The sequence below is a fragment of the Streptomyces sp. OR43 genome, assembly GCF_008042275.1.
Lineage (GTDB): Bacteria > Actinomycetota > Actinomycetes > Streptomycetales > Streptomycetaceae > Streptomyces.
The window spans coordinates 3,121,393-3,142,750 of record NZ_RDBK01000043.1 but is presented as its reverse complement, the minus strand read 5'-3'; the positions used below and the strand labels follow the sequence as shown (position 1 = coordinate 3,142,750).

The window sequence follows — 21,358 nt, the reverse complement described above, 5'->3', positions numbered from 1 at the left end:
ACCTCGCGGAAGCCGTACCGCTCCCCGCGGCCCGCCACCCGTGCCTCGCGCAGCCAGTCGAGCAGCAGCCCCAGGGACCCTCCGCAGACCTGACCAAGAGCGACATCAGCGAGGACTCCCGATGACGACGCCTCCCACGCCGCCCACGCCGCAGGCGCCGTACCAGCAGCAGGCGTACCAGCAGCCCTTCGCCCCCCAGCAGCACGGGCAGGGCGCGCAGGCCGGCTACTACACCTCCCCGATCCCGGTGCGCCCGGCCACCCTGGGTGACGCGGTCGCCTCGGAATGGACCAAGATCCGGTCCGTTCGCTCCACGATGTGGACGCTCGGCGTCATGATCGTGCTGGTGTTCGGCATCGGGGTGCTCTCGGCGATCGCCGTCAGCGTCTCGGACTCCGACTCCGACATGGGTGCCACCCCGGTGCTCAGCCTCGGCTTCTTCGGCGTGCTCCTGGGGTCGATCTGCGTGATCACGCTGGGCGTCATGACCATCGCGTCGGAGTACGGCACCGGCATGATCCGTACGACGCTGACGGCCTGCCCCAGCCGCGCGCGGGTGCTCAGCGCGAAGGCGATCGTCTTCTTCCTGCTCACCTTCGTGCTGACGACCGTGATGACCACGATCGTCGCCCTGATCCAGACCTCCATGCTGGACGCCCCGGCGCCCAGCGGCAAGGAATGGCTGAGCGGAACCGTCGGCGTCGGTCTCTACATGGCGACGCTGGGGCTGCTCTCGCTGGCGGTCGGCGCGCTGATCAGGCACTCGGCGGGCGCGATCACCCTCATGATCGGCCTGGTGCTGCTGCCGCTCGTCCTGGCCATCTTCATGCTCGCCGACTCCCTCACGTCGATCCGTGAGTGGCTCCTGGAGTACTCGATCCCCAACCAGCTCAGCATCTTCTACGACAACTCGGTCGCGACGTCCGGCCCGTCCGGCTGGGAACCGCTGTGGCTCATGCTCGGCGTGACCGCCGTGGCCCTGGGCGGTGCCTATCTGGCGATGAACAACCGCGACGTCTGACGCCGGCGGCCGGTGCTCAGTACCGAGGCGCGTTCCTGGACCGCTGCACCCGCGTGGTGCGGCGGTCCTTCGCGTTCCAGCACGCCTTGTGCCAGTGCCTGCGGTCGTCGATCCCGCCGTACTCGGACCAGGCCACCAGGTGCGGGATGCCCGAGGGGATCTCCTGGTCGCAGCCGGGGCAGCGGTAGCGCTTGCCCGCCGCGCTCGCGCCGCTCACCGGGCGGACCGACCACTCCTCGCCCTGCCACTCCTCCGAGCGCCCTCCGCCGCCGTACCGGTCCCCGTCCGCGCTCGCGCTGCCGGTGGGACTCTCGCCGCCTCGGGGGCGGTTGCGGCGCGGGGACACGTGACACCTCACGGGGCAGGGCTGAACAGTTCCCGTCCAGCGTAGGGCCATTCGGCGGGGGCACACGTCTCGCACCGCCCGGGGCGGGACGGGTAACCGGAAAATCGCAACAACTTCCTGCCGGACCGTGCCTTTGGCACGTGTCAGACGTTGTTGCCAGTAGGGGAGAGCCGCGTCGGCCGCAAGGAGGTATCTGGCGATGCGTGTGGGAACGTTCGTACTGGCAGCCCAGTTTCCGGGGCAGGGACCGGGGGAAGCGCTGCATCGCGCGATCCGGTCCGCCGAGGTCGCGGAGGAGTCCGGACTCGACTCGGTCTGGCTGGCCGAACATCATTTCGTGCCGTACGGGGTGTGCCCGTCCGCCGTCACGCTGGCCGCGCTGCTGCTCGGCCGCACCCGCAGAATCCGCGTCGGTACGGCGGTGAGCGTGCTGCCCACCCAGCACCCGGTCGCGCTCGGCGAGCAGGCGGCCCTGCTGCATCTCACCAGTGGCGGCCGGTTCACCCTCGGCGTGGGCCGGGGCGGGCCGTGGATCGACCTGGAGGTGTTCGGCGGCGGCCTGGAGGCGTACGAGAACGGCTTCCCGGAGTCCCTGGGGCTGCTGCTCGACTGGCTGCGCGAGGCACGGGTGGCGGGCCGCGGGGAGCGGTACGGCTTCCGCGAGGTGGCGGTGGTCCCCCGGGCCGACGAGCTGCTCGACGCGGAGAGCGGGGAGAGCCCCGGGGGCCCGGAGGTGATCGTCGCGTGCACCTCGCCCAAGAGCGTGCGACTCGCCGCCGAGAACGGCTTGCCGATGCTGCTCGGGATGCACTGCGGCGACGAGGAGAAGGCCGAGATGGTCGCCCTCTGGCGCTCCTGCGCGCTCGCCGCGGGCCGTTCGCCGGAGAGCGTACGGCAGGCGGGGCACGTGTCCGCGGGCGTGGCCCAGATCGCGGATCGCGCCGACGACGCCCGGGAGACGCTCGTGAAGGCGATGCCCGGCTGGCTGCGGCAGGGACTGGACGCCCATGTGACGGTGGACGGCCGGCACCGGGTGATGCGCGACCCGGTCGGCTACACGGAGCTGCTGTGCGGGCTTCATCCGGTGGGCCCGCCCCGGCTCGCGGCCGACCGCCTCGCGGCCACGGCGGAGCGCACGGGCATCACCCGCTTCGCGCTCCTGGTGGAGGGTTCCGGAGATCTCGTGGCCACGGAGGAGAACGTAGCGCGGCTGGGCACCGAGGTACTGCCACTCCTCGAATGACCCACACCGATGGCCTTCACGGTGTACGTACGGGAGCTGCCGCCCCGGACCAGTCGCACCTCCCGCGGCCCGGAGCGGCAGCGAAAGACGTCAGCAGTCCCGTAGTTCGGGCGACTGGTTGAGCAACTGGCCTCTCACCGAGGTGAACTTGGCCAGTCGGTCGTCGACCGAGGCGTCCAGCGGGAACACCGCGACGCGGTGGCAGTTCTGGAATGCCAGGCGCACCCCGAAGTGCCGCTGCAGCGCACCGCGTATCGCATCACTCGCGAGCGCACGCAGCAGCTGACCACGTGCCTGCTCGTTGGGCGGCGGCGTCTGGTTGTCGGCGAACTGCCCGCCGTCGACCTTCAGCTGAGCCACCAACGAGCTGATCATCTCCCATGCGTAGGGCAGGGAGGTCCGGACGCAGTCGACGAAGTCGGCTTCGTCGACCTCGCCTCGCTCGGCCTGTTCCAACAGCGCCGGTGAGACGTCGAGCGACATGGGTTCTCCTCTCGCGACCCCGACGGAGGGCCGGGGCCTTACGGGCAGGGAAGAAGGACGGCGACGCAGCGTGCACGCACGGCGACCTCCTGCATCCACGGTAAGGGCGCAGTCCGGGCCGCACCAGGAGATTGGGAACACAACCGGCCAATAACGAAGGGGTTCAAAGAGGGGCAAGACAGAAAGTGTCACTCCGGGACGGGAAGGGAGTGACGGGTGGGTGAATCGCGTCGAGCACCTGTCGTCGAGTAGCGTTGCCGACCATGCGTCTCGTCATCGCCCGCTGCTCCGTGGACTACGCGGGCCGGCTCACGGCCCACCTGCCCTCCGCTCCCCGTCTCATCCTGGTGAAGGCGGACGGGAGCGTGTCGATTCACGCCGACGACAGGGCGTACAAACCGCTCAACTGGATGTCGCCGCCCTGCACCCTGAAGGAGGGCACCGACGACACCGCGGGCGTCTGGACCGTGGTGAACAAGGCGGGCGAAAAACTGATCATCACGATGGAGGAAATCCTCCACGACTCGTCCCACGAGCTGGGCGTCGACCCCGGCCTGATCAAGGACGGCGTGGAAGCGCACCTCCAGGAGCTGCTCGCCGACCGGATCGAGACGCTCGGCGAGGGTTACACCCTCATCCGCCGCGAGTACTTCACCGCCATCGGCCCGGTCGACATTTTGTGCCGTGACGCCGACGGGCAGACCGTGGCGGTCGAGCTGAAGCGGCGCGGCGACATCGACGGCGTGGAGCAGCTGACCCGCTACCTGGAGCTCCTCAACCGCGATCCCCACCTGGCGCCGGTGAAGGGCATCTTCGCCGCCCAGGAGATCAAGCCCCAGGCCCGCGTCCTGGCGACGGACCGGGGTATCGGTTGCGTGGTCCTCGACTACGACGCGATGCGCGGCATCGAGGACGACAAGCTCAGGCTCTTCTGACCCGCCGCCCAACCCCCCGTCCGGCCTTCCCGGCCCGTCCGTCCGGCGCTTGAGGACGGAACCCTCCACCCGGAGACCGACGCCCCCGCCGGACGGGCATCCGCGCATATCAAGCCCGTCCGGCGCTTGAGGACGGAACCCTCCACCCGGAGACCGACGACGCCACCGGACGGGCATCCACACACGACAAGCCCGTCCGGCGCTTGGGGACAAGCCGCCACCGGGGCGCCCCGGCTCAGGTCAGCGACGGACTCGCGCTCGGCCCCGAGGGCCCGCTCGCCGAGTCCGACGAGTCGGGCACGGTCGGCTCCGTCGTCTCGGTGTCCGTGGGCGTCGGATCCGTGGGCGACGGCGACTCGGTCTCCGGAGGAGTCGTCGGAGGATCCGTCGGCGGCGTAGTCGTCTTCGTCGGCTTCGCCGTCGTCCGCGTAGGCGAAGGCTTCCCCGGCGACGACGCCCCGGGCGACGACGGAGCGGACTCCGAAACCGTCGCCCCCGGCGAAGACGCCCCGCTTCCGCCCGCCGGAGCGGACCCGCTCCCGGACGGCCCCGGCGTCGGCGACGACGTCGCGGAACCCGACGTCCGGGCGGACGGGGTCGTGCCGTCCGTGGACTCCTCCGCCGGCAGCTCCTCCTCCGTGTCGCCGCCCTCCGTCACCGACTGGTCGGTCGAGACTCCGGGGTCGCCCTGCGGCTCACTGTTGGAGGTGAGCCCGAGGGTCACCACCGTGCCGAGGACCCCGGCCAGCAGTACCCCCGCACCGGCAGCGACCAGATTGCGCCGGGCCCCGCCCAGCATCGCGAAGCGGCCGCCCTCCTCGGCGGCGGTCTTCGGAGCGCCCTGCCGGGACACGACGGCCGTCTCTTCCGGGTACGTCCGCGGCATCGACACAGGGATGACCGTCGGCAGACCACGGGGCGGCGACACCTCGAAGCGGTCGGCCGGCACCTCGTCCATCACCCCGGCACCGGCCGCCGCCGGTCCGCCGGAACGGTCCTCGACCAGGGCGAGCGCCCTCCGTCCGGCCACCGCACCGGACTTGTCGGCGAGCGCCCCGCGCATGCTGATGGAGGTCTCCAGCTCGGCCCTGGCCCGGTCGAGATTGCCGGTGCACAGCGCGAGCACGCCCAACTCATGGTGGAAGTACGCCTCTTCGGCGACCTCGCCGGCGATCCGGCCGGCCTCCTGGCCGATCCGCAGGGACCTCTCCCAGGCGCTCCAGTGCAGCCCCGCGGCAAAGGCGGGCGAGGCGCTGCGGGCCAGCAGCACGGCGACGCTGGTCTGCCCGGCCCCGTCCCCCGGCACCAGCTGCGCCATCGCCGCGAGCATCGCATCGGACTCGGCCACCACCCGGGCGGGGGTGACGGAGGGGTGTCCGGCCCACCAGGCGTAGTGCTGGGCCACCGTCCGGGCCCGGTCCGTGGCGTCGTCGCCGTATCCGGCAGCCTCCAGCTGGGCGAGGACACCGGCGGCCAGCCGGTAGCGGGAGCCGGCCGGGGACAGCAGTCCGCAGCCGGCGAGCTCACCGAGCGAGGCGTCGGCGTGGGTGTCCCCCACGAGCGCCGGCAGATGCGCCTGGTGCGGCACCTCGCCGCCGAGCGCGACCGCGAAGCGCAGGGTGTCGCGCGCCGCCTCGCTCAGCCGTGAGCCGAGCAGCGCGGCCGGTGCGGCGCCCTCGCCGAGGCTGGGCAGCGGGACCTCGTCGGCATCCGCCCCCACGGATTCCACGGCCTCCGGAACCTCCTCGGCGGGCCGGTTCTCCAGGTAGCCGTACTCGTCGTACGCGGTCGGGTCGGTGGTCAGCAGGTCGCGCTGGCGCAGCAGGGCGCCCGCCTGGACGAAGCGCAGGGGAAGGCCCTCGGACTCGAACCAGAGGTCGCCCGCCCAGTTGGCCTCCTCCTCGGTGAGCTTGCGCTCGACGACCAGCTCCATCAGGTCGATGGAGGCGCCGCGGTCGAGGCCGGCGAGGAAGACCTCTTCGAGGTGGGAGTCGGGGCCGGGGGCGGCGACGTCCGGCGTCGTGGCCAGCAGGAAGGCGCATTCGGGCGTCGCGTCGAGGAGCTCGTCCAGTGCGGCGCCACCGAACTCCAGGTCGTCGAGCACGACGACGGCGCCGGTCGACCGCAGCTTCTCCAGCAGCAGTTCCCGGTCCGGGCGGTGCAGCGGCGCGTCGTGAACGGCCTCGAAGAGTCCGTGGAGCAGGTCGGCGACGGTGCGCTTGTGGCCGCTCAGCCGGACGACGCCGTCAGGGGCGAGTTCCGCGCAGTCCGCGGCGACGGCGTCGAGCAGCGCGGTACGGCCGGATCGCCGGCGAGGTCGCCGAAGAGGCGTACTTCCACCATGAGTTGGGCGTGCTCGCGCTGTGCACCGGCAATCTCGACCGGGCCAGGGCGCACCCCGGGTGTTCGTAGATACTGTGCGAAGGTTTAGGGTTCGGCCGTCTGCCGATTGACGGACCCACCTGGCGGACACCGGACCGGAAGCGACAGCTGGGCGTGCGAGGCCGGGAGGGACGGGAGGCGCGGTGGCCCGTTCGCGGTCGGCGCGCTCCGCCGGGGTGCGCCGGACGGGTGCGGCGGGCTGCTCCCCGGGCGGGCACGGTTCGACCTCGCTGCCGTCGACGGGGTTGACGGTGAGCAGGAGGTCGCCGGATATGAGCGGGACGATGCGCGCCTGTTGCGGTGTTTGCTGACTGAAATCCGGCGTCAGCGGATCCCGGGAAGGACGGCGCCGGCCGGCTTCCTCGGAGAAGCCGTTGCCGTCGTGGCCGAACTCTTCCGGCCCCCGGTGTATCGGGTCCATCGCCAAAGCCCCCAAGACGCGTCGAGCACGGTTGTCCCTCCCGGCCTCGCACGCCCAGCTGTCGCTTCCGGTCCGGTGTCCGCCAGGTGGGTCCGTCAATCGGCAGACGGCCGAACCCTAAACCTTCGCACAGTATCTACGAACACCCGGGGTGCCGCGCCGCCTCACAGATCACGGTCTCGTGAGGATTGTGTGGTTTCGGCCGGGGCCCCGGGACGGGCGCCCGCCGCCGGGCGTCCTCAGACGCGCGGCAGGGACTCCGCGGCGATTCCGCCCTCGATGGCCAGAATGCGGTGCAGCCGGGTGGCCACCAGCAGGCGTTGCATCTGCGGCGGTACGCCGCGGAGCACCAGCCTCCGCCCGGCACGCCCGGCTCTGCGATGCGCTCCCATGATGACGCCCAGCCCGGTGGCGTCCCACGAATCCAGCTCGGTCAGGTCGAGCACCAGATCGCCGGCTCCGTCGTCGRGGGCCGAGTGCAGGACCGTACGGGCGTCCGCCGCGCTTCGGACATCGAGGCGGCCCCCGACGACCAGCTCGGCGTGGTCGCCCCTGATGTGCATATGCGCTCCCCTGGAATGCTCCGTGGCGTGATCGGTCTGTCTGTCATCTGTCTGAAACTGTCTCTGCCCCAACTGACTGTGGCAGCGACGGAGAAGTTGCCGTCTGTAAGCGAACCGATACCGAATTCACTCCGTGGAGTGACCGAAGGTCCGCCGTGAGCCCCTGCGGTTCCATCGAGCGATCCGCAGGTTCCGGAAACGGCCCCCGGAACCCCCGGGCCTGATCGACGGCGGATCGGGCGACCGGGGACCGAGAACGATCAGTAGGTGTAGAAGCCCTGCCCGCTCTTGCGGCCGATGTCACCTGCGTCGACCATTCGGCGCATCAGCTCCGGGGCGGCGAACTTCTCGTCCTGGGACTCGGTGTAGATGTTGCCGGTGGCGTGCAGCAGGATGTCGACGCCGGTCAGGTCCGCCGTGGCGAGCGGGCCCATGGCGTGGCCGAAGCCGAGCTTGCAGGCGGTGTCGATGTCCTCGGCCGAGGCGACGCCCGACTCGTACAGCTTGGCGGCCTCGACGACGAGGGCCGAGATCAGCCGGGTGGTGACGAAGCCGGCCACGTCCCGGTTGACCACGATGCAGGTCTTGCCGACCGACTCGGCGAACTCCCGTGCGGCGGCGAGGGTTTCGTCGCTGGTCTTGTAGCCGCGGACGAGTTCGCAGAGCTGCATCATCGGGACCGGCGAGAAGAAGTGCACGCCGACGACGCGCTCGGGGCGCTCCGTCACGGCCGCGATCTTGGTGATCGGGATGGCGGAGGTGTTGGAGGCGAGCACGGCGTCGTCCCGGACGATCTTGTCGAGGGTCCGGAAGATCTCGTGCTTCACCTCCAGCTTCTCGAAGACGGCCTCGACGACGACGTCCGCGTCGGCGACCGCGTCGAGATCGGTGGTCGTGGTGATGCGGGCGAGCGCGGCGTCGGCGTCGGCCTCCGCGAGCTTGCCCTTGGAGACGAACCTGTCGTACGAGGCCTTGATGCCGTCACGGCCACGGGTCAGGGCCGCGTCGGTGACATCGCGCAGCACGACGTCCCAGCCCGCCTGGGCGGAGACCTGCGCGATACCGGACCCCATGAGTCCGGCGCCGATGACGGCGAGCTTCCTGGCCACGTTGGCACCCCTATGCTTCTCAGCGGTTCTTGTTCCGTGCTCTCCGGCGGAGGTTAGTACCCGTGAGGGGCGCTGGGGCGGTGAAGAGATGCGCGTCACGTCTCAAATGACGGACATCACACCGGGATGCGTCATTCGGCGGCGCGCCGGGCGTAGTTGAGCACCGCTTCGCCCAGCAGGCCCTCGATGTCGTCGAGCAGGACGAGGGCGTCGCGGGACACTTCGGCGGCCTTGCGGCCCGCCACCATCTCGCCGCCGATGTACGCCATGAGCGTCCCGTGCACCCAGGAGAGCTGGCCGGCCACCAGGCGCGCGGTCCGGACCTCCGTCCCGCACTCCTCCTCCAGCGTGCCCTCCAGATGCTGGAGCGCTTCCTGCTGGATGTGCCAGAGGCGGGCCTTGAGGCTGTCGGCACCCTCGATGACCCGCATGAAGCGCTCATATCCCTCCATCAGACCGACAGTGGGTGACACGCCCTCCACCTGGACGCGCAGTTCGCGCAGGACGGCATCGGCCGCGGACTCCCCCTTGTCCCGGCCCCTGACGTACCGCGAGAGGCGCTCGACCACGCCCTGGCTGCGGTCGAGGAAGAGGTCCTCCTTCGTCGGGAAGTAGTTGTAGACCGTGTTCACCGAGACGTCGGCGGCCCGGGCGATCTCCGCGATCGTGACCGCGTCGAATCCCCGCTCCAGGAAGAGACCCGTGGCCACGTCCGAGAGGTACTGCCTGGTCTGGCGCTTCTTGCGCTCCCTGAGTCCCTCAGCCATGGGCCCATCGTAGAGCGCTCTGGGGTGCATGAATATTTGGTGTCATTGCAATTTTTCACTGACTCTGTTTTTGTGGTCGCCATGGCCATCATCAGTACGTCCGGGCTCGCCCGGACCTTTGCCTCGAAGACCGGCCCCGTGCCGGCGGTCCGTTCCCTCGACATGACGGTCGCGACCGGCGAGATCGTCGGTCTCCTCGGCCCCAACGGAGCGGGCAAGACGACCACGCTGCGCATGCTCACCACCCTGCTCGCCCCCACCGGCGGCGCGGCGACCGTCGCCGGCCGCGACCTGGTCGGGGACCCGGCGGGCGTGCGGGAGAAGTGCGGATACGTGGCCCAGTCGGGCGGTGTCGACCCCCACATCAGCGTCCGGGAGGAGCTGGTCACCCAGGGCCGGCTGTACCGGCTGGGCAAGGCCGCGGCCGTGGCCCGGGCCTCGGAACTCGCCGCCGAGCTGGGCCTGGCCGAACTGCTCGACCGCAGGACGCTCACGCTCTCCGGGGGCCAGCGGCGGCGGCTCGACCTCGCGATGGGGCTCACCCACCGCCCCGCCGTGCTCTTCCTCGACGAGCCGACCACGGGGCTGGACCCGGCCAGCCGCGCCGACCTGTGGGACCTCGTGCGCCGGCTGCGCGACACGTACGGCACGACCGTCGTGCTCACCACGCACTACCTCGACGAGGCCGACGCGCTCGCGGACCGGCTCGTCGTCATCGACGGCGGCCGGGTCGTCGCCGAGGGCGCACCGGCCGCACTGAAGACCCGCTACGCGGGCACGCCCGGCGCCTCGCTCCAGGAGGCGTTCCTCGCCATCACGGGCCGCGCACCCGCCTCCTCAGACGCCGCACCCGTGGCCGTATAGCCCGACCACTCAGAGGATTCCGATGCTTCTCCACGACACCGCGCTCGTCTTCGGCCGGTACGCCCGCCAGACCCTGCGCTCCAGGTTCCAGATCCTCTTCGGCATCCTCATGCCGCTGCTCTATCTGCTCTTCTTCGGCCCGCTGCTCACCGGTCTGCCGCTCGGCCCGGACGGTGACTCCTGGCAGGTACTCGTCCCCGGACTGCTGCTCCAGCTCGGCCTGTTCGGTGCCTCGTTCGCCGGGTTCGCCGTCATCATCGACAAGTCGACCGGGGTCATGGAGCGAATGCGGGTGACCCCGGTCAGCCGGACCGCGCTGCTTCTGGGCCGGGCTCTGCGCGACGCGCTGCTGTTCATGTTCCAGGCGGTGCTGCTGGTGCTCGTCGCCGTACTCATGGGGCTGCGCGCCCCGCTGCCCGGCGTGCTGATCGGCTTCGCCTTCGTCGGCCTGCTGACGGTCTCGCTGGCCTCGCTCTCGTACGCACTGGCCATGAAGGTCGCCACGCCACAGGAGTTCGGGCCGGTGATCAACGCGCTCACGATGCCGGCCATGCTGCTCTCCGGGCTGATGCTGCCGATGACGCTGGGGCCGCGCTGGCTGGACGTGCTGTCGCACGTCACGCCGCTGCGCTACCTCGTGGACGCGGTGCGGGACGCGTACGTGGGCTCGTACGCCACCGCGCACATGCTGTACGGGGTCCTGGTCTCGCTCGGATTCGCGGCGCTCGCCGTGACAGTGGGCACACGTGTCTTCAGGAAGGCCGGGGCCTAACTAGGCTGACCGCATGGTCAATCTGACACGTATCTACACCCGCACCGGCGACCAGGGCACCACCGCCCTCGGCGACATGAGCCGGACCGCCAAGACCGATCTGCGCATCTCCGCGTACGCCGACAGCAACGAGGCCAACGCGGTCATCGGTACGGCGATCGCGCTCGGGCAGCTGACCGACGACGTGGTGAAGGTCCTCGTCCGCGTGCAGAACGACCTGTTCGACGTGGGCGCGGACCTGTCGACGCCGGTCGTCGAGGAACCCCAGTACCCGCCGCTGCGGGTCGAGCAGTTCTACGTCGACAGGCTGGAGGCGGACTGCGACCACTTCCTGGAGCAGGTGGAGAAGCTCCGCAGCTTCATCCTGCCCGGCGGCACCCCGGGCGCCGCGCTGCTGCACCAGGCGTGCACGGTGGTCCGGCGCGCGGAACGGTCCACGTGGGCGGCGCTGGAGGTGCACGGCGAGGTCATGAACCCGCTGACGGCGACGTACCTCAACCGGCTCTCGGACCTGCTGTTCATCCTCGCCCGGGTGGCGAACAAGGAGGTCGGCGACGTGCTGTGGGTGCCGGGCGGCGAACGGTAGACAGGACGGGCCCCGCCGGTACGTCCCAGCCCGTCCGGCGACTGAGGACCACCTCACCCGGGCGGGCCCGGCACGTGCTTCGCGCCGCCGTGCGGGTCCCGCTTCGGGAAGAGCGTGTAGCTCGCGGCGATCACCAGGTTGATGCCGATCACGAAGAGCATCTTCTGCTGCCACGACCGCAGCGACGTCGTGTCCCCGTCGACCCCGACGTACCAGACCGCCGCCTGCAGCAGGGCCAGCGCCGTCGCCGCGGCCACCGTCCACCGCCCGGCCACACGCCACTCGTGCGCGGCCCGCGCCATCCCGTACTTCGGCGGCCTCACCGGCGGCGGACCACCGGCGAAACGGTGCGCGACCCGGGCGTCGACCCACTTGATCGTGGAGTGCCCGAGCCCGACCGTGAAGCCGATGTAGACCGCGGCCAGGCCGTGCTTCCAGTCCGGGTCGGCGCCGTTCTTCAGGTCGATGGCCGTCACGACCAGCAGGACGACCTCCAGCAGCGGCTCGCACAGCAGCACGGCGGCGCCCAGCCGCGGCATCTTCGCCGCGTAGCGCAGCCCGAGCCCGGCGGCCAGCAGCACCCAGAAGGCGATCTCGCAGAGAACGATCAGCGTGACGATCACGGTCCGGCTCCTTTCCCTCCCCTCCAGGCTCCCCGCAGCGGCGCTCCCGGTCGTCGGCCGCAGTGACGAACCGGCGCTGCATCCTTCGATGTACTCGCGGCTCACTCCGTGTACCGACGCCCGGCGGTGTCCGGACGTGTTGGATGGGAGCGTGTTCCCTCCTCCCCGTCCCCACCGCGGCGACGTCCTCATCGCCGTCGTCGGGCTGCTCGGCGGAACGGTCCTGGCGCTGGTCGGTCTGGACATGCAGACGGGCCGCCTCTTCGACTCGCCCCGGCTCGCGCTCATCCCGCTCGCCGTGATGTCGGCGGTGGAACTGCTGCGCCGGAGCGCGCCGCTGACGGCCCTGGCCGTCGGGACGCTCGCGCTGGTCGCGGACCAGTTCACCCGCGGAAACCTGGCGACCCTGCTGATGTACACGGACCTCATGTACGCGGCCGTCCTGTACGGGCCCCCGGCGGCCGCCCGCCGGATCCCGGTGGTCACCTTCCTGATCACCGTCGGGGGCACGATCGGCTTCCTGGCCTGGTTCCGTGATGCCCAGGCGCTGCTCGTCGGCATCGTCATCGGTCTGATCTCGTTCGTCCCCGCGCTCACCGGGGTCAGCGTGCGCAATCACCGCGACGCCGCCGAGACCGCCCGGCTGCGGGCCGATCAGACCGCGCTGCTGGCCGAGATGGACCGCACGCAGGCGGTGACCGCCGAGCGGGCCCGGATGGCGCGCGAACTGCACGACATGGTCGCCAACCACCTCTCCGCCATCGCCATCCACTCCACCGCCGCGCTCTCCATCGACGACCCGGAGACCTCGCGCGACGCGCTCGGAGTCATCCGCGAGAACAGCGTCGACGGTCTGGCCGAAATGCGCCGCCTGATCGGGCTGTTGCGCACCGGTGCCGCGGATCCGGAGCCGAGCAGCTCGCCGGCCCTCGGCTCACTGGACGCCCTCATCGAGCAGCACCGTACGAACGCGGCCTCCAGCGGACTGGTCTGCACCCTTGACGACACCCGCACCGACCCCGGCCGGCTGCCCGCACCGGTCGAACTGGCCGCCTACCGCATCGTCCAGGAGTCCCTCACCAACGCGCTCAAGCACGCCGCTCCCGGCCCGGTCACCGTACGGCTGGAGCAGTCGGAGGAGCTGCTGACGGTGGAGGTGGCCAGCGTCCTCGGGGACCGGCCCGGGCCGCGCGCACCGGGATCGGGGGCCGGGCTGATCGGGATGCGGGAGCGGGTGGCGCTGCTCGGCGGGGAGTTCGAGGCAGGGCCCGTGTCCACCGGGGGCGGGCCGGGGATCTGGCAGGTACGGGCGCGACTGCCCGTGGGAGAAGGGAGCGTGAGGCGATGACCATCAGGGTTCTGGTCGCCGAGGATCAGTCGGCCGTACGGGCGGGGCTGGTCCTCATCCTGGGCAGCGCGCCGGACATCGAGGTCGTCGGAGAGGCCGGTGACGGCGAGGAGGCCGTTCGGCTGGCCCGGGAACTGCGACCCGATCTGGTGCTGATGGACATCCAGATGCCCCGGCTGGACGGGGTGTCCGCGACGAGGCAGGTGGTGGCGGAGCGGCTGGCGGACGTCCTGGTGCTGACGACGTTCGACCTGGACGCGTACGTGTTCGGCGCGCTGCGGGCCGGGGCTTCGGGCTTCCTGCTGAAGGATACCGAGGCGCGCGGCCTGCTCGACGCCGTCCGCACGGTGGCGCGCGGCGAGGGCCTGATCGCCCCGTCGGTGACGCGCCGGCTGATCGCGGAGTTCGCGGGGACCACGCCGCACGGACCGTCGCAGGGTCCCGGCCGGGCGGTTCTGGAGGCGCTCACCCGGCGCGAGCGCGAGGTGCTCGGCTGTCTCGGGGAGGGCATGTCGAACGCGGAGATCGCGGTGCGTCTGTCGATGGCCGAGGCGACGGTGAAGACGCACGTCAGCCGGTTGCTGGGGAAGCTGGAGCTGCGCAGCAGGGTCCAGGCGGCCGTGCTGGCACAGGAGTTGGGCGTCTGAGGTTTATCCGCGCCCGACTCCGAACTTTGGTCTGGACCTCTTGACGATTGGTCCAGACCTTCCTAATCTCACCGAGCACACTGCGGTGAGCCCGCCATGACAAAGCGGGCTCAGGGCGGCGCAGGGTTTGCAGTCCACGGACCATCCCCGTTTGTCCGGACCTCACCCGAGGAGCACCGTTGAGCACTGAGACCCCCCGCCGGACCCGATTCAGATTCGGGGCCGGAAAAGCCACCAGATCCCGAGCAGTCGCGGGCCTCACCGCACTGCTCCTTCCGCTCGCCGCGATGGTCGGCCTGGCCTCCCCCGCCGAGGCCGCCACCTCCGCCACCGCCACGTACCTCAAGAAGTCCGACTGGGGCAGCGGCTTCGAGGGCCAGTGGACGGTGAAGAACACCGGAACCACCTCCCTGTCCTCCTGGACCATCGAGTGGGACTTCCCCTCCGGCACCGCGGTCGGCTCCGCCTGGGACGCCACCGTCACCAGCTCCGGAACCCACTGGACCGCCAAGAACCTCGGCTGGAACGGCACGGTCGCCCCCGGAGCCAGCATCAGCTTCGGCTTCAACGGCACCGGCTCCGGCGCCCCCGCGGGCTGCAAGCTGAACGGCGCCTCCTGCGACGGCGGCAGCGTCCCCGGCGACAACGCCCCCTCGGCGCCGGGCACCCCCACCGCGAGCGCCATCACCGACACCTCGGCGAAGCTCAGCTGGAGCGCCGCCACCGACGACCACGGCATCAAGAACTACGACGTCCTCCGGGACGGCGCCGTCGTCGCCACGGTCACCGGCACCACGTACACGAACAGCGGCCTCACCGCGGGTACCGACTACTCGTACACCGTCCAGGCCCGTGACACCGCCGACCAGACCGGACCGGTCAGTGGCGCCGTCAAGGTGCACACCACCGGCGGCGGGGGCACCGACCCCGGCCCGGGCGGCGACAAGATCAACCTCGGGTACTTCACCGACTGGGGCGTCTACGGCCGCAATTACCACGTCAAGAACCTGGACACCTCAGGTTCGGCCGCGAAGATCACGCACATCAACTACGCCTTCGGCAACGTCCAGGGCGGCAAGTGCACGATCGGTGACTCGTACGCCGACTACGACATGGCCTACACCGCGGACAAGTCCGTCGACGGCGTGGCCGACACCTGGGACCAGCCGCTGCGCGGCAGCTTCAACCAGCTGCGGAAGCTCAAGGCGAAGTACCCGCACATCAAGGTCCTGTGGTCCTTCGGCGGCTGGACCTGGTCCGGCGGCTTCGGCCAGGCGGCACAGAACCCGGCCGCGTTCGCCCAGTCCTGCTACGACCTGGTCGAGGACCCCCGCTGGGCCGATGTCTTCGACGGCATCGACATCGACTGGGAGTACCCCAACGCCTGCGGTCTGACCTGTGACACCAGCGGCCCCGCCGCGCTGAAGAACATCACCTCGGCGCTGCGCACGAAGTTCGGCAGCAGCAACCTGGTGACCGCGGCGATCACGGCCGACGGCTCCGAGGGCGGCAAGATCGACCTGGCCGACTACGCGGGCGCCGCACAGTCGCTGAACTGGTACAACGTGATGACGTACGACTTCTTCGGCGCCTGGGCGGCCAAGGGCCCGACGGCCCCGCACTCCCCGCTGACGTCGTACAGCGGCATCCCGCAGGCCGGCTTCAACTCCGCCGACGCCATCGCCAAGCTGAAGGCCAAGGGCGTCCCCGCCTCGAAGCTGCTGCTCGGCATCGGCTTCTACGGCCGCGGCTGGACCGGCGTCACCCAGGCGGCACCGGGCGGCACGGCCACCGGCGCGGCACCGGGTACGTACGAGGCGGGCATCGAGGACTACAAGGTCCTGAAGAACAGCTGCCCCGCCACCGGCACGATCGCCGGCACGGCGTACGCGTACTGCGGCACCAACTGGTGGAGCTACGACACCCCGGCGACGATCAAGTCGAAGATGGCCTGGGCGAACGGCCAGGGTCTGGGCGGGGCGTTCTTCTGGGAGTTCAGCGGTGACACCGCGAACGGTGAACTCGTGAGTGCGATGGACAGCGGCCTCAGCTAACCCCCACGAGGCAGTCGCACCCCGAAAAAGCGCCGGGGAGACAGGTCCGCCCCCTGTCTCCCCGGTTTTCGTCTGCTCCGCCGCGGGTACCCGCGGCCTCAGGCCACGTTCACCCTCTGGCCGGGCGGTGCCGCCTCCAGCCAGGCGAGGAATCCGGTGAGGGCGTCCTCGGTCATCGCCAGCTCCAGGCGGGTCTCCCGGTGGAGACAGCCGAGCACGACGGCGTCGGAGAGAAGCGCGAGCTCCTCCTCTCCCTCGGGCAGCCGGCGGGCGACCACCTCGATCGAGGCGCGCTCCAGCACCCGGCGCGGGCGCGGGGAGTAGCTGAAGACCCGGAACCAGTTCACCTTGTCGCCGCTGTACCGGGCGACTCCGTACACCCAGCCCTTGCCCGTGAGATCGGGCTCCTCCGGGACGTCCCATCGCAGGCTGCAGTCGAACGTCCCGCCGGAACGCTGAATCAGCCGCCGGCGCAGACCGAAGACGAACAGCCCCAACAGGACCAGTGCGACGATCAGCCCGCCCACCCACAGCGCGAGGTACATCTCCACCGACCTCCTCGCGTCATCGAGTAAACGGATACCGCACGAACTTCACCTGCACCTGCATCGCCTCAGCCGCGACACGGTCTGGAGGGGTCTCCAGCTCGGGCCGCGGCTGAGGGTAAAGCCGTTTCGCGGGGTGACTAGTGCACCGCCACCGCACGCAGTCGCACATCGGCGCGGCGCTCGGCAGCGCTGTCCGTGTCCGACTTCGCACGCTCGAACGCACGCTCCGCGCGCTCGACGTCGATCTCGTCCGCCAGCTCGGCAATCTCCGCCAGCAGCGAGAGCTTGTCGTCGGCGAAGGAGATGAAACCACCGTGCACAGCGGCGACGACAGTGCCGCCTTCGCTCGTACGGATCGTCACCGGGCCCGATTCCAGCACACCCAGGAGCGGCTGGTGACCGGGCATGACGCCGATGTCGCCGGACGTGGTACGTGCGACAACGAGGGTGGCCTCGCCGGACCAGACACTGCGGTCCGCGGCGACCAGCTCGACATGCAGCTCAGCAGCCAAGGGTGGCTCCTCGGGTCACCACCCGGCGGTGATGCCGGGTGTTGGGTCAATTCTACGGGGCGTGGTGAGGGGGGCGGGACACACCCACCCCCCTCGGTGAGCCGGAGGCTCAGGAGACGCCGAGCTCCTTGGCGTTGGCCTTCAGGTCCTCGATGCCACCGCACATGAAGAACGCCTGCTCGGGGAAGTGGTCGTACTCCCCGTCGCAGATCGCGTTGAACGCGGCGATCGACTCGTCGAGCGGAACGTCCGAACCGTCCAGGCCGGTGAACTGCTTGGCGGCGTGGGTGTTCTGCGACAGGAAGCGCTCGACGCGACGGGCACGGTGGACAACGAGCTTGTCCTCCTCGCCCAGCTCGTCGATACCGAGGATCGCGATGATGTCCTGGAGGTCCTTGTACTTCTGCAGGATCCCCTTGACACGGCTGGCCGTGTCGTAGTGGTCCTGCGCGATGTAGCGCGGGTCCAGGATGCGGGACGTGGAGTCCAGCGGGTCCACGGCCGGGTAGATGCCCTTCTCGGAGATCGGACGGGAGAGAACCGTCGTCGCGTCGAGGTGGGCGAACGTGGTGGCCGGGGCCGGGTCGGTCAGGTCGTCCGCGGGGACGTAGATCGCCTGCATCGAGGTGATCGAGTGACCACGCGTCGAGGTGATGCGCTCCTGGAGCACACCCATCTCGTCGGCCAGGGTCGGCTGGTAACCCACTGCGGACGGCATACGGCCGAGCAGCGTGGAGACCTCGGAACCGGCCTGCGTGAAGCGGAAGATGTTGTCGATGAAGAGCAGCACGTCCTGCTTCTGCACATCGCGGAAGTACTCCGCCATGGTCAGGGCGGACAGGGCCACACGCAGACGCGTGCCCGGCGGCTCGTCCATCTGGCCGAAGACCAGCGCGGTCTTCTCCAGAACGCCCGAGTCCGTCATCTCGTCGATGAGGTCGTTGCCCTCACGGGTGCGCTCACCGACGCCGGCGAACACCGACACACCGTCGTGCAGCTTCGCCACACGCATGATCATTTCCTGGATGAGGACCGTCTTGCCGACGCCCGCACCACCGAACAGACCGATCTTGCCGCCCTTGACGTACGGGGTCAGCAGGTCGACGACCTTCAGGCCGGTCTCGAACATCTCGGTCTTCGACTCGAGCTGGTCGAAGGCCGGGGCCTTGCGGTGGATCGGCCAGCGCTCGGTGATCTGCGCCTCGGCCTCCGGCTCGTTCAGGATCTGACCGAGGGTGTTGAACACCTTGCCCTTGGTGATGTCACCGACGGGAACGGTGATGCCCGCACCCGTGTCGGTCACCGGGGCCTGGCGGACCAGACCGTCGGTGGGCTGCATCGAGATCGCGCGGACCACGCCGTCACCCAGGTGCTGGGCGACCTCGAGGGTCAGCGTCTTACGAGCGCCGGCCTCGGCCGGGTCGTCGACCTCGACGTGCAGGGCGTTGTAGATCTCCGGCATCGCGTCGACGGGGAACTCCACGTCGACGACCGGGCCGATGACCCGGGCGACGCGGCCCGTGGCAGCGGCCGTCTCAACTGTCGTCGTCATTACTTGTCACTCCCCGCGGACGCGTCGGCCAGCGCACCTGCACCGCCGACGATCTCGCTGATTTCCTGGGTGATTTCGGCCTGGCGGGCCGCGTTGGCAAGCCGGGAGAGGCTCTTGATCAGATCCCCGGCATTGTCGGTCGCCGACTTCATCGCGCGGCGGCGGGCGGCGTGCTCGGAAGCGGCAGCCTGCAGCAGTGCGTTGTAGATGCGGCTCTCGACGTAGCGCGGCAGGAGGGCGTCCAGGACGTCCTCCGCCGACGGCTCGAAGTCGAACAGGGGAAGGATCTCGTCCTTCTCCGTGCTCTCCTTCGCGACCTCGTCGATCGAGAGCGGCAGCATCCGGCCGTCGACCGCGTTCTGCGTCATCATCGACACGAACTCGGTGAAGACGATGTGCAGCTCGTCGACGCCGCCCTCGGCCGTGTCCTTGGTGATGGACTCGATCAGGGGCGCGGCGATCTTCTTGGCGTCCGCGTACTCCGGGCTGTCGGTGAAGCCGGTCCACGACTCCACGACCTTGCGCTCGCGGAAGCCGTAGTAGGCGACACCCTTGCGGCCGACGATGTACGTGTCGACCTCCTTGCCCTCGGCCGCCAGCCGCTCACGCAGCTTCTCCGCGGCCTTGATGGCGTTGGAGGAGTAGCCGCCGGCCAGACCGCGGTCGCTCGTGAGGAGCAGGACCGCGGCCCGGACCGGGGACTCGGCCTCGGTGGTGAGCGGGTGCTTGGTGTTGGAGCCGGTCGCCACCGCGGTCACCGCGCGGGTGAGCTCGGTCGCGTACGGCATCGACGCCGTCACCTTGCGCTGCGCCTTGACGATGCGCGAGGCGGCGATCATCTCCATCGCCTTGGTGATCTTCTTGGTCGCGGTGACGGCTTGGATGCGGCGCTTGTAAACGCGAAGCTGAGCGCCCATCGATCAGCCCTCGCCCAGGAGCTTGCCGTCCGAGGTCTCGAACTGCTGCTTGAAGGCGGCGATCGCGTCGGCGATCGACTGCAGCGTGTCGTCGGACATCTTGCCGCCCTCGGCGATGCTGGTCAGGAGGTCCTTGCGCTCACGGCGCAGGTACTCCAGCAGCTCGCTCTCGAAGCGACGGATGTCCTCGACCGGGACGTCGTCCATCTTGCCCGTGGTGCCGGCCCAGACGGAGACGACCTGCTCCTCCATCGGGAACGGGGCGTACTGCGGCTGCTTCAGCAGCTCGACCATGCGCTTACCGCGCTCCAGCGACGCCTTGGAGGCCGCGTCCAGGTCGGAACCGAAGGCGGCGAACGCCTCCAGCTCACGGAACTGGGCGAGGTCCACGCGCAGTCGGCCGGAGACCTGCTTCATGGCCTTGTGCTGGGCGGAGCCACCGACTCGGGAGACCGAGATACCGACGTTGAGCGCCGGACGCTGACCCGCGTTGAACAGGTCGGACTCCAGGAAGCACTGGCCGTCGGTGATGGAGATGACGTTGGTCGGAATGAACGCCGACACGTCGTTCGCCTTGGTCTCGACGATCGGGAGGCCCGTCATCGAACCGGCGCCCATGTCGTCGGAGAGCTTGGCGCAGCGCTCCAGCAGACGCGAGTGCAGGTAGAAGACGTCGCCCGGGTAGGCCTCGCGGCCCGGCGGACGGCGCAGCAGAAGCGACACGGCGCGGTAGGCGTCGGCCTGCTTCGAGAGGTCGTCGAAGATGATGAGGACGTGCTTGCCGTCGTACATCCAGTGCTGGCCGATGGCCGAGCCGGTGTACGGCGCCAGGTACTTGAAGCCGGCCGGGTCGGACGCCGGGGCGGCGACGATGGTCGTGTACTCGAGCGCACCGGCCTCTTCCAGGGCACCTCGCACGGAGGCGATGGTGGAGCCCTTCTGACCGATGGCGACGTAGATGCAGCGCACCTGCTTGTTCACGTCGCCCGAGCGCCAGTTGTCGCGCTGGTTGATGATCGTGTCGACGGCCAGCGCGGTCTTACCCGTCTGACGGTCGCCGATGATCAGCTGACGCTGGCCGCGGCCGATCGGCACCATGGCGTCGACGGCCTTGTAGCCGGTCTGCATCGGCTCGTGCACCGACTTGCGGACCATGACGCCAGGGGCCTGCAGTTCGAGGGCGCGACGGCCTTCGGTCGCGATCTCGCCGAGGCCGTCGATCGGGTTGCCGAGCGGGTCGACGACGCGGCCGAGGTAACCCTCGCCGACGCCGACGGAGAGCACCTCACCGGTGCGCTGCACCGGCTGGCCCTCCTCGATTCCGCTGAACTCGCCGAGGACGATCGCACCGATCTCGCGCTCTTCGAGGTTGAGGGCGAGACCGAGGGTTCCGTCCTCGAACTTCAGCAGTTCGTTCGCCATGGCGGAGGGCAGGCCCTCCACCTTCGCGATGCCGTCGCCGGCAACGCTGACCGTTCCGACCTCCTCGCGCGAGGCCGCGTCCGGCTGGTACGACTGGACAAAGTTCTCCAGTGCGTCCCGGATCTCCTCCGGCCGGATCGTGAGCTCCGCCATCTGGGTTCCCTGCTCTCCTTGTTGGGCCCGAAGTTTCTTAAGGGGGTCTGGGGGCCGACCCCCAGGAATCTTCTGCAATTTCTGCACGGC

General features: G+C 70.0%; 21 protein-coding genes. 9 read left to right on the top strand and 12 right to left on the bottom strand.

Annotation, left to right across the window (positions count from 1 at the left end):
- Window positions 1-121: 121 nt before the first annotated feature.
- The gene (locus EAO72_RS33240) at window positions 122-1,021 is read left to right on the top strand and encodes an ABC transporter permease (protein WP_148020757.1); all 900 of its coding nucleotides are present in this window, start codon (window positions 122-124) and stop codon (window positions 1,019-1,021) included.
- 16 nt (window positions 1,022-1,037) lie between these two features.
- On the opposite strand, the gene EAO72_RS33235 is transcribed toward EAO72_RS33240, so the two are convergent.
- Complete coding sequence (locus EAO72_RS33235; RefSeq protein WP_148020756.1) at window positions 1,038-1,367, bottom strand: ATP/GTP-binding protein; 330 nt, start codon at window positions 1,365-1,367, stop codon at window positions 1,038-1,040.
- Between the two features lie 199 nt (window positions 1,368-1,566).
- On the opposite strand from EAO72_RS33235, the gene EAO72_RS33230 reads away from it, so the two are divergent.
- Window positions 1,567-2,610 carry an LLM class flavin-dependent oxidoreductase gene (locus EAO72_RS33230; protein WP_148020755.1) on the top strand — a complete coding sequence of 348 codons (1,044 nt, stop codon included), beginning with the start codon at window positions 1,567-1,569 and terminating at the stop codon, window positions 2,608-2,610.
- A gap of 90 nt (window positions 2,611-2,700) precedes the next feature.
- Here EAO72_RS33230 and EAO72_RS33225 read toward each other — a convergent pair whose 3' ends face one another.
- Window positions 2,701-3,093, bottom strand: coding sequence for an SCO5389 family protein (locus EAO72_RS33225; protein WP_148020754.1), 393 nt, complete (start codon window positions 3,091-3,093; stop codon window positions 2,701-2,703).
- Between the two features lie 263 nt (window positions 3,094-3,356).
- On the opposite strand from EAO72_RS33225, the gene nucS reads away from it, so the two are divergent.
- Complete coding sequence (gene nucS / locus EAO72_RS33220) at window positions 3,357-4,028, top strand: endonuclease NucS (protein WP_148020753.1); 672 nt, start codon at window positions 3,357-3,359, stop codon at window positions 4,026-4,028.
- 235 nt (window positions 4,029-4,263) lie between these two features.
- On the opposite strand, the gene EAO72_RS33215 is transcribed toward nucS, so the two are convergent.
- From EAO72_RS33215 to EAO72_RS33200, 4 genes are all read right to left on the bottom strand, one after another.
- Complete coding sequence (locus EAO72_RS33215; protein ID WP_148020752.1) at window positions 4,264-6,831, bottom strand: ATP-binding protein; 2,568 nt, start codon at window positions 6,829-6,831, stop codon at window positions 4,264-4,266.
- Window positions 6,832-7,070: 239 nt separating this feature from the next.
- Entirely contained in the window at window positions 7,071-7,394 is a 324-nt protein-coding gene (locus EAO72_RS33210; protein WP_148020751.1) for an STAS domain-containing protein, read from the bottom strand.
- A gap of 260 nt (window positions 7,395-7,654) precedes the next feature.
- Complete coding sequence (locus EAO72_RS33205; RefSeq protein WP_148020750.1) at window positions 7,655-8,503, bottom strand: 3-hydroxyacyl-CoA dehydrogenase family protein; 849 nt, start codon at window positions 8,501-8,503, stop codon at window positions 7,655-7,657.
- 131 nt (window positions 8,504-8,634) lie between these two features.
- Window positions 8,635-9,270, bottom strand: coding sequence for a TetR/AcrR family transcriptional regulator (locus tag EAO72_RS33200; protein WP_148020749.1), 636 nt, complete (start codon window positions 9,268-9,270; stop codon window positions 8,635-8,637).
- Between the two features lie 81 nt (window positions 9,271-9,351).
- On the opposite strand from EAO72_RS33200, the gene EAO72_RS33195 reads away from it, so the two are divergent.
- From EAO72_RS33195 to EAO72_RS33185, 3 genes are read left to right on the top strand one after another with little or no spacing between them, the layout of a single operon-like run.
- Complete coding sequence (locus EAO72_RS33195) at window positions 9,352-10,134, top strand: ABC transporter ATP-binding protein (protein ID WP_148020748.1); 783 nt, start codon at window positions 9,352-9,354, stop codon at window positions 10,132-10,134.
- 22 nt (window positions 10,135-10,156) lie between these two features.
- Window positions 10,157-10,906 carry an ABC transporter permease gene (locus EAO72_RS33190; protein WP_148020747.1) on the top strand — a complete coding sequence of 250 codons (750 nt, stop codon included), beginning with the start codon at window positions 10,157-10,159 and terminating at the stop codon, window positions 10,904-10,906.
- Between the two features lie 13 nt (window positions 10,907-10,919).
- Window positions 10,920-11,492 carry a cob(I)yrinic acid a,c-diamide adenosyltransferase gene (locus EAO72_RS33185; protein WP_148020746.1) on the top strand — a complete coding sequence of 191 codons (573 nt, stop codon included), beginning with the start codon at window positions 10,920-10,922 and terminating at the stop codon, window positions 11,490-11,492.
- Between the two features lie 53 nt (window positions 11,493-11,545).
- On the opposite strand, the gene EAO72_RS33180 is transcribed toward EAO72_RS33185, so the two are convergent.
- Complete coding sequence (locus tag EAO72_RS33180) at window positions 11,546-12,115, bottom strand: hypothetical protein (RefSeq protein ID WP_148020745.1); 570 nt, start codon at window positions 12,113-12,115, stop codon at window positions 11,546-11,548.
- A gap of 151 nt (window positions 12,116-12,266) precedes the next feature.
- Between EAO72_RS33180 and EAO72_RS33175 the strand changes: the two genes are divergently transcribed.
- The 3 genes from EAO72_RS33175 to EAO72_RS33165 all read left to right on the top strand — a co-directional run bounded on the left by EAO72_RS33175 (window position 12,267) and on the right by EAO72_RS33165 (window position 16,164).
- Window positions 12,267-13,463: a sensor histidine kinase gene (locus EAO72_RS33175; protein WP_261991707.1), complete on the top strand. Its 1,197-nt coding sequence runs from the start codon at window positions 12,267-12,269 to the stop codon at window positions 13,461-13,463.
- Window positions 13,460-14,110 carry a response regulator gene (locus tag EAO72_RS33170; RefSeq protein ID WP_148020744.1) on the top strand — a complete coding sequence of 217 codons (651 nt, stop codon included), beginning with the start codon at window positions 13,460-13,462 and terminating at the stop codon, window positions 14,108-14,110. The genes EAO72_RS33175 and EAO72_RS33170 overlap by 4 nt, the downstream gene beginning before the upstream one ends.
- A 179-nt stretch (window positions 14,111-14,289) precedes the next feature.
- A complete protein-coding gene (locus EAO72_RS33165) occupies window positions 14,290-16,164 on the top strand; it encodes a glycoside hydrolase family 18 chitinase (RefSeq protein ID WP_148020743.1) in 1,875 nt (624 codons plus the stop codon).
- 98 nt (window positions 16,165-16,262) lie between these two features.
- On the opposite strand, the gene EAO72_RS33160 is transcribed toward EAO72_RS33165, so the two are convergent.
- The 5 genes from EAO72_RS33160 to atpA all read right to left on the bottom strand — a co-directional run bounded on the left by EAO72_RS33160 (window position 16,263) and on the right by atpA (window position 21,268).
- Entirely contained in the window at window positions 16,263-16,709 is a 447-nt protein-coding gene (locus EAO72_RS33160) for a DUF2550 domain-containing protein (RefSeq protein ID WP_148022185.1), read from the bottom strand.
- 140 nt (window positions 16,710-16,849) lie between these two features.
- On the bottom strand, window positions 16,850-17,224 hold the full coding sequence (locus EAO72_RS33155; protein ID WP_148020742.1) for a F0F1 ATP synthase subunit epsilon: 375 nt from the start codon (window positions 17,222-17,224) through the stop codon (window positions 16,850-16,852).
- Between the two features lie 109 nt (window positions 17,225-17,333).
- Window positions 17,334-18,776, bottom strand: coding sequence for a F0F1 ATP synthase subunit beta (gene atpD, locus EAO72_RS33150; RefSeq protein WP_136328753.1), 1,443 nt, complete (start codon window positions 18,774-18,776; stop codon window positions 17,334-17,336).
- Window positions 18,776-19,693, bottom strand: a complete 918-nt coding sequence (locus tag EAO72_RS33145) for a F0F1 ATP synthase subunit gamma (RefSeq protein WP_148020741.1) — start codon at window positions 19,691-19,693, stop codon at window positions 18,776-18,778. Before EAO72_RS33145 ends, atpD begins: the two co-directional genes overlap by 1 nt.
- A 3-nt stretch (window positions 19,694-19,696) precedes the next feature.
- Window positions 19,697-21,268 (bottom strand): F0F1 ATP synthase subunit alpha, encoded by a 1,572-nt coding sequence (gene atpA / locus EAO72_RS33140; protein ID WP_136328755.1) that lies wholly within the window; start codon window positions 21,266-21,268, stop codon window positions 19,697-19,699.
- Window positions 21,269-21,358 lie beyond the last annotated feature (90 nt).

Coding starts and splice junctions, on each gene's coding strand:
- EAO72_RS33185 (WP_148020746.1), top strand. CDS start 10,920: ATGGTCAATCTGACACGTATCTACACCCGCACCGGCGACCAGGGCACC.
- EAO72_RS33225 (WP_148020754.1), bottom strand. CDS start 3,093: ATGTCGCTCGACGTCTCACCGGCGCTGTTGGAACAGGCCGAGCGAGGC.
- EAO72_RS33230 (WP_148020755.1), top strand. CDS start 1,567: ATGCGTGTGGGAACGTTCGTACTGGCAGCCCAGTTTCCGGGGCAGGGA.
- EAO72_RS33145 (WP_148020741.1), bottom strand. CDS start 19,693: ATGGGCGCTCAGCTTCGCGTTTACAAGCGCCGCATCCAAGCCGTCACC.
- EAO72_RS33200 (WP_148020749.1), bottom strand. CDS start 9,270: ATGGCTGAGGGACTCAGGGAGCGCAAGAAGCGCCAGACCAGGCAGTAC.
- EAO72_RS33215 (WP_148020752.1), bottom strand. CDS start 6,831: ATGGACCCGATACACCGGGGGCCGGAAGAGTTCGGCCACGACGGCAAC.
- EAO72_RS33170 (WP_148020744.1), top strand. CDS start 13,460: ATGACCATCAGGGTTCTGGTCGCCGAGGATCAGTCGGCCGTACGGGCG.
- EAO72_RS33190 (WP_148020747.1), top strand. CDS start 10,157: ATGCTTCTCCACGACACCGCGCTCGTCTTCGGCCGGTACGCCCGCCAG.
- atpA (WP_136328755.1), bottom strand. CDS start 21,268: ATGGCGGAGCTCACGATCCGGCCGGAGGAGATCCGGGACGCACTGGAG.
- nucS (WP_148020753.1), top strand. CDS start 3,357: ATGCGTCTCGTCATCGCCCGCTGCTCCGTGGACTACGCGGGCCGGCTC.
- atpD (WP_136328753.1), bottom strand. CDS start 18,776: ATGACGACGACAGTTGAGACGGCCGCTGCCACGGGCCGCGTCGCCCGG.
- EAO72_RS33240 (WP_148020757.1), top strand. CDS start 122: ATGACGACGCCTCCCACGCCGCCCACGCCGCAGGCGCCGTACCAGCAG.
- EAO72_RS33195 (WP_148020748.1), top strand. CDS start 9,352: ATGGCCATCATCAGTACGTCCGGGCTCGCCCGGACCTTTGCCTCGAAG.
- EAO72_RS33160 (WP_148022185.1), bottom strand. CDS start 16,709: ATGTACCTCGCGCTGTGGGTGGGCGGGCTGATCGTCGCACTGGTCCTG.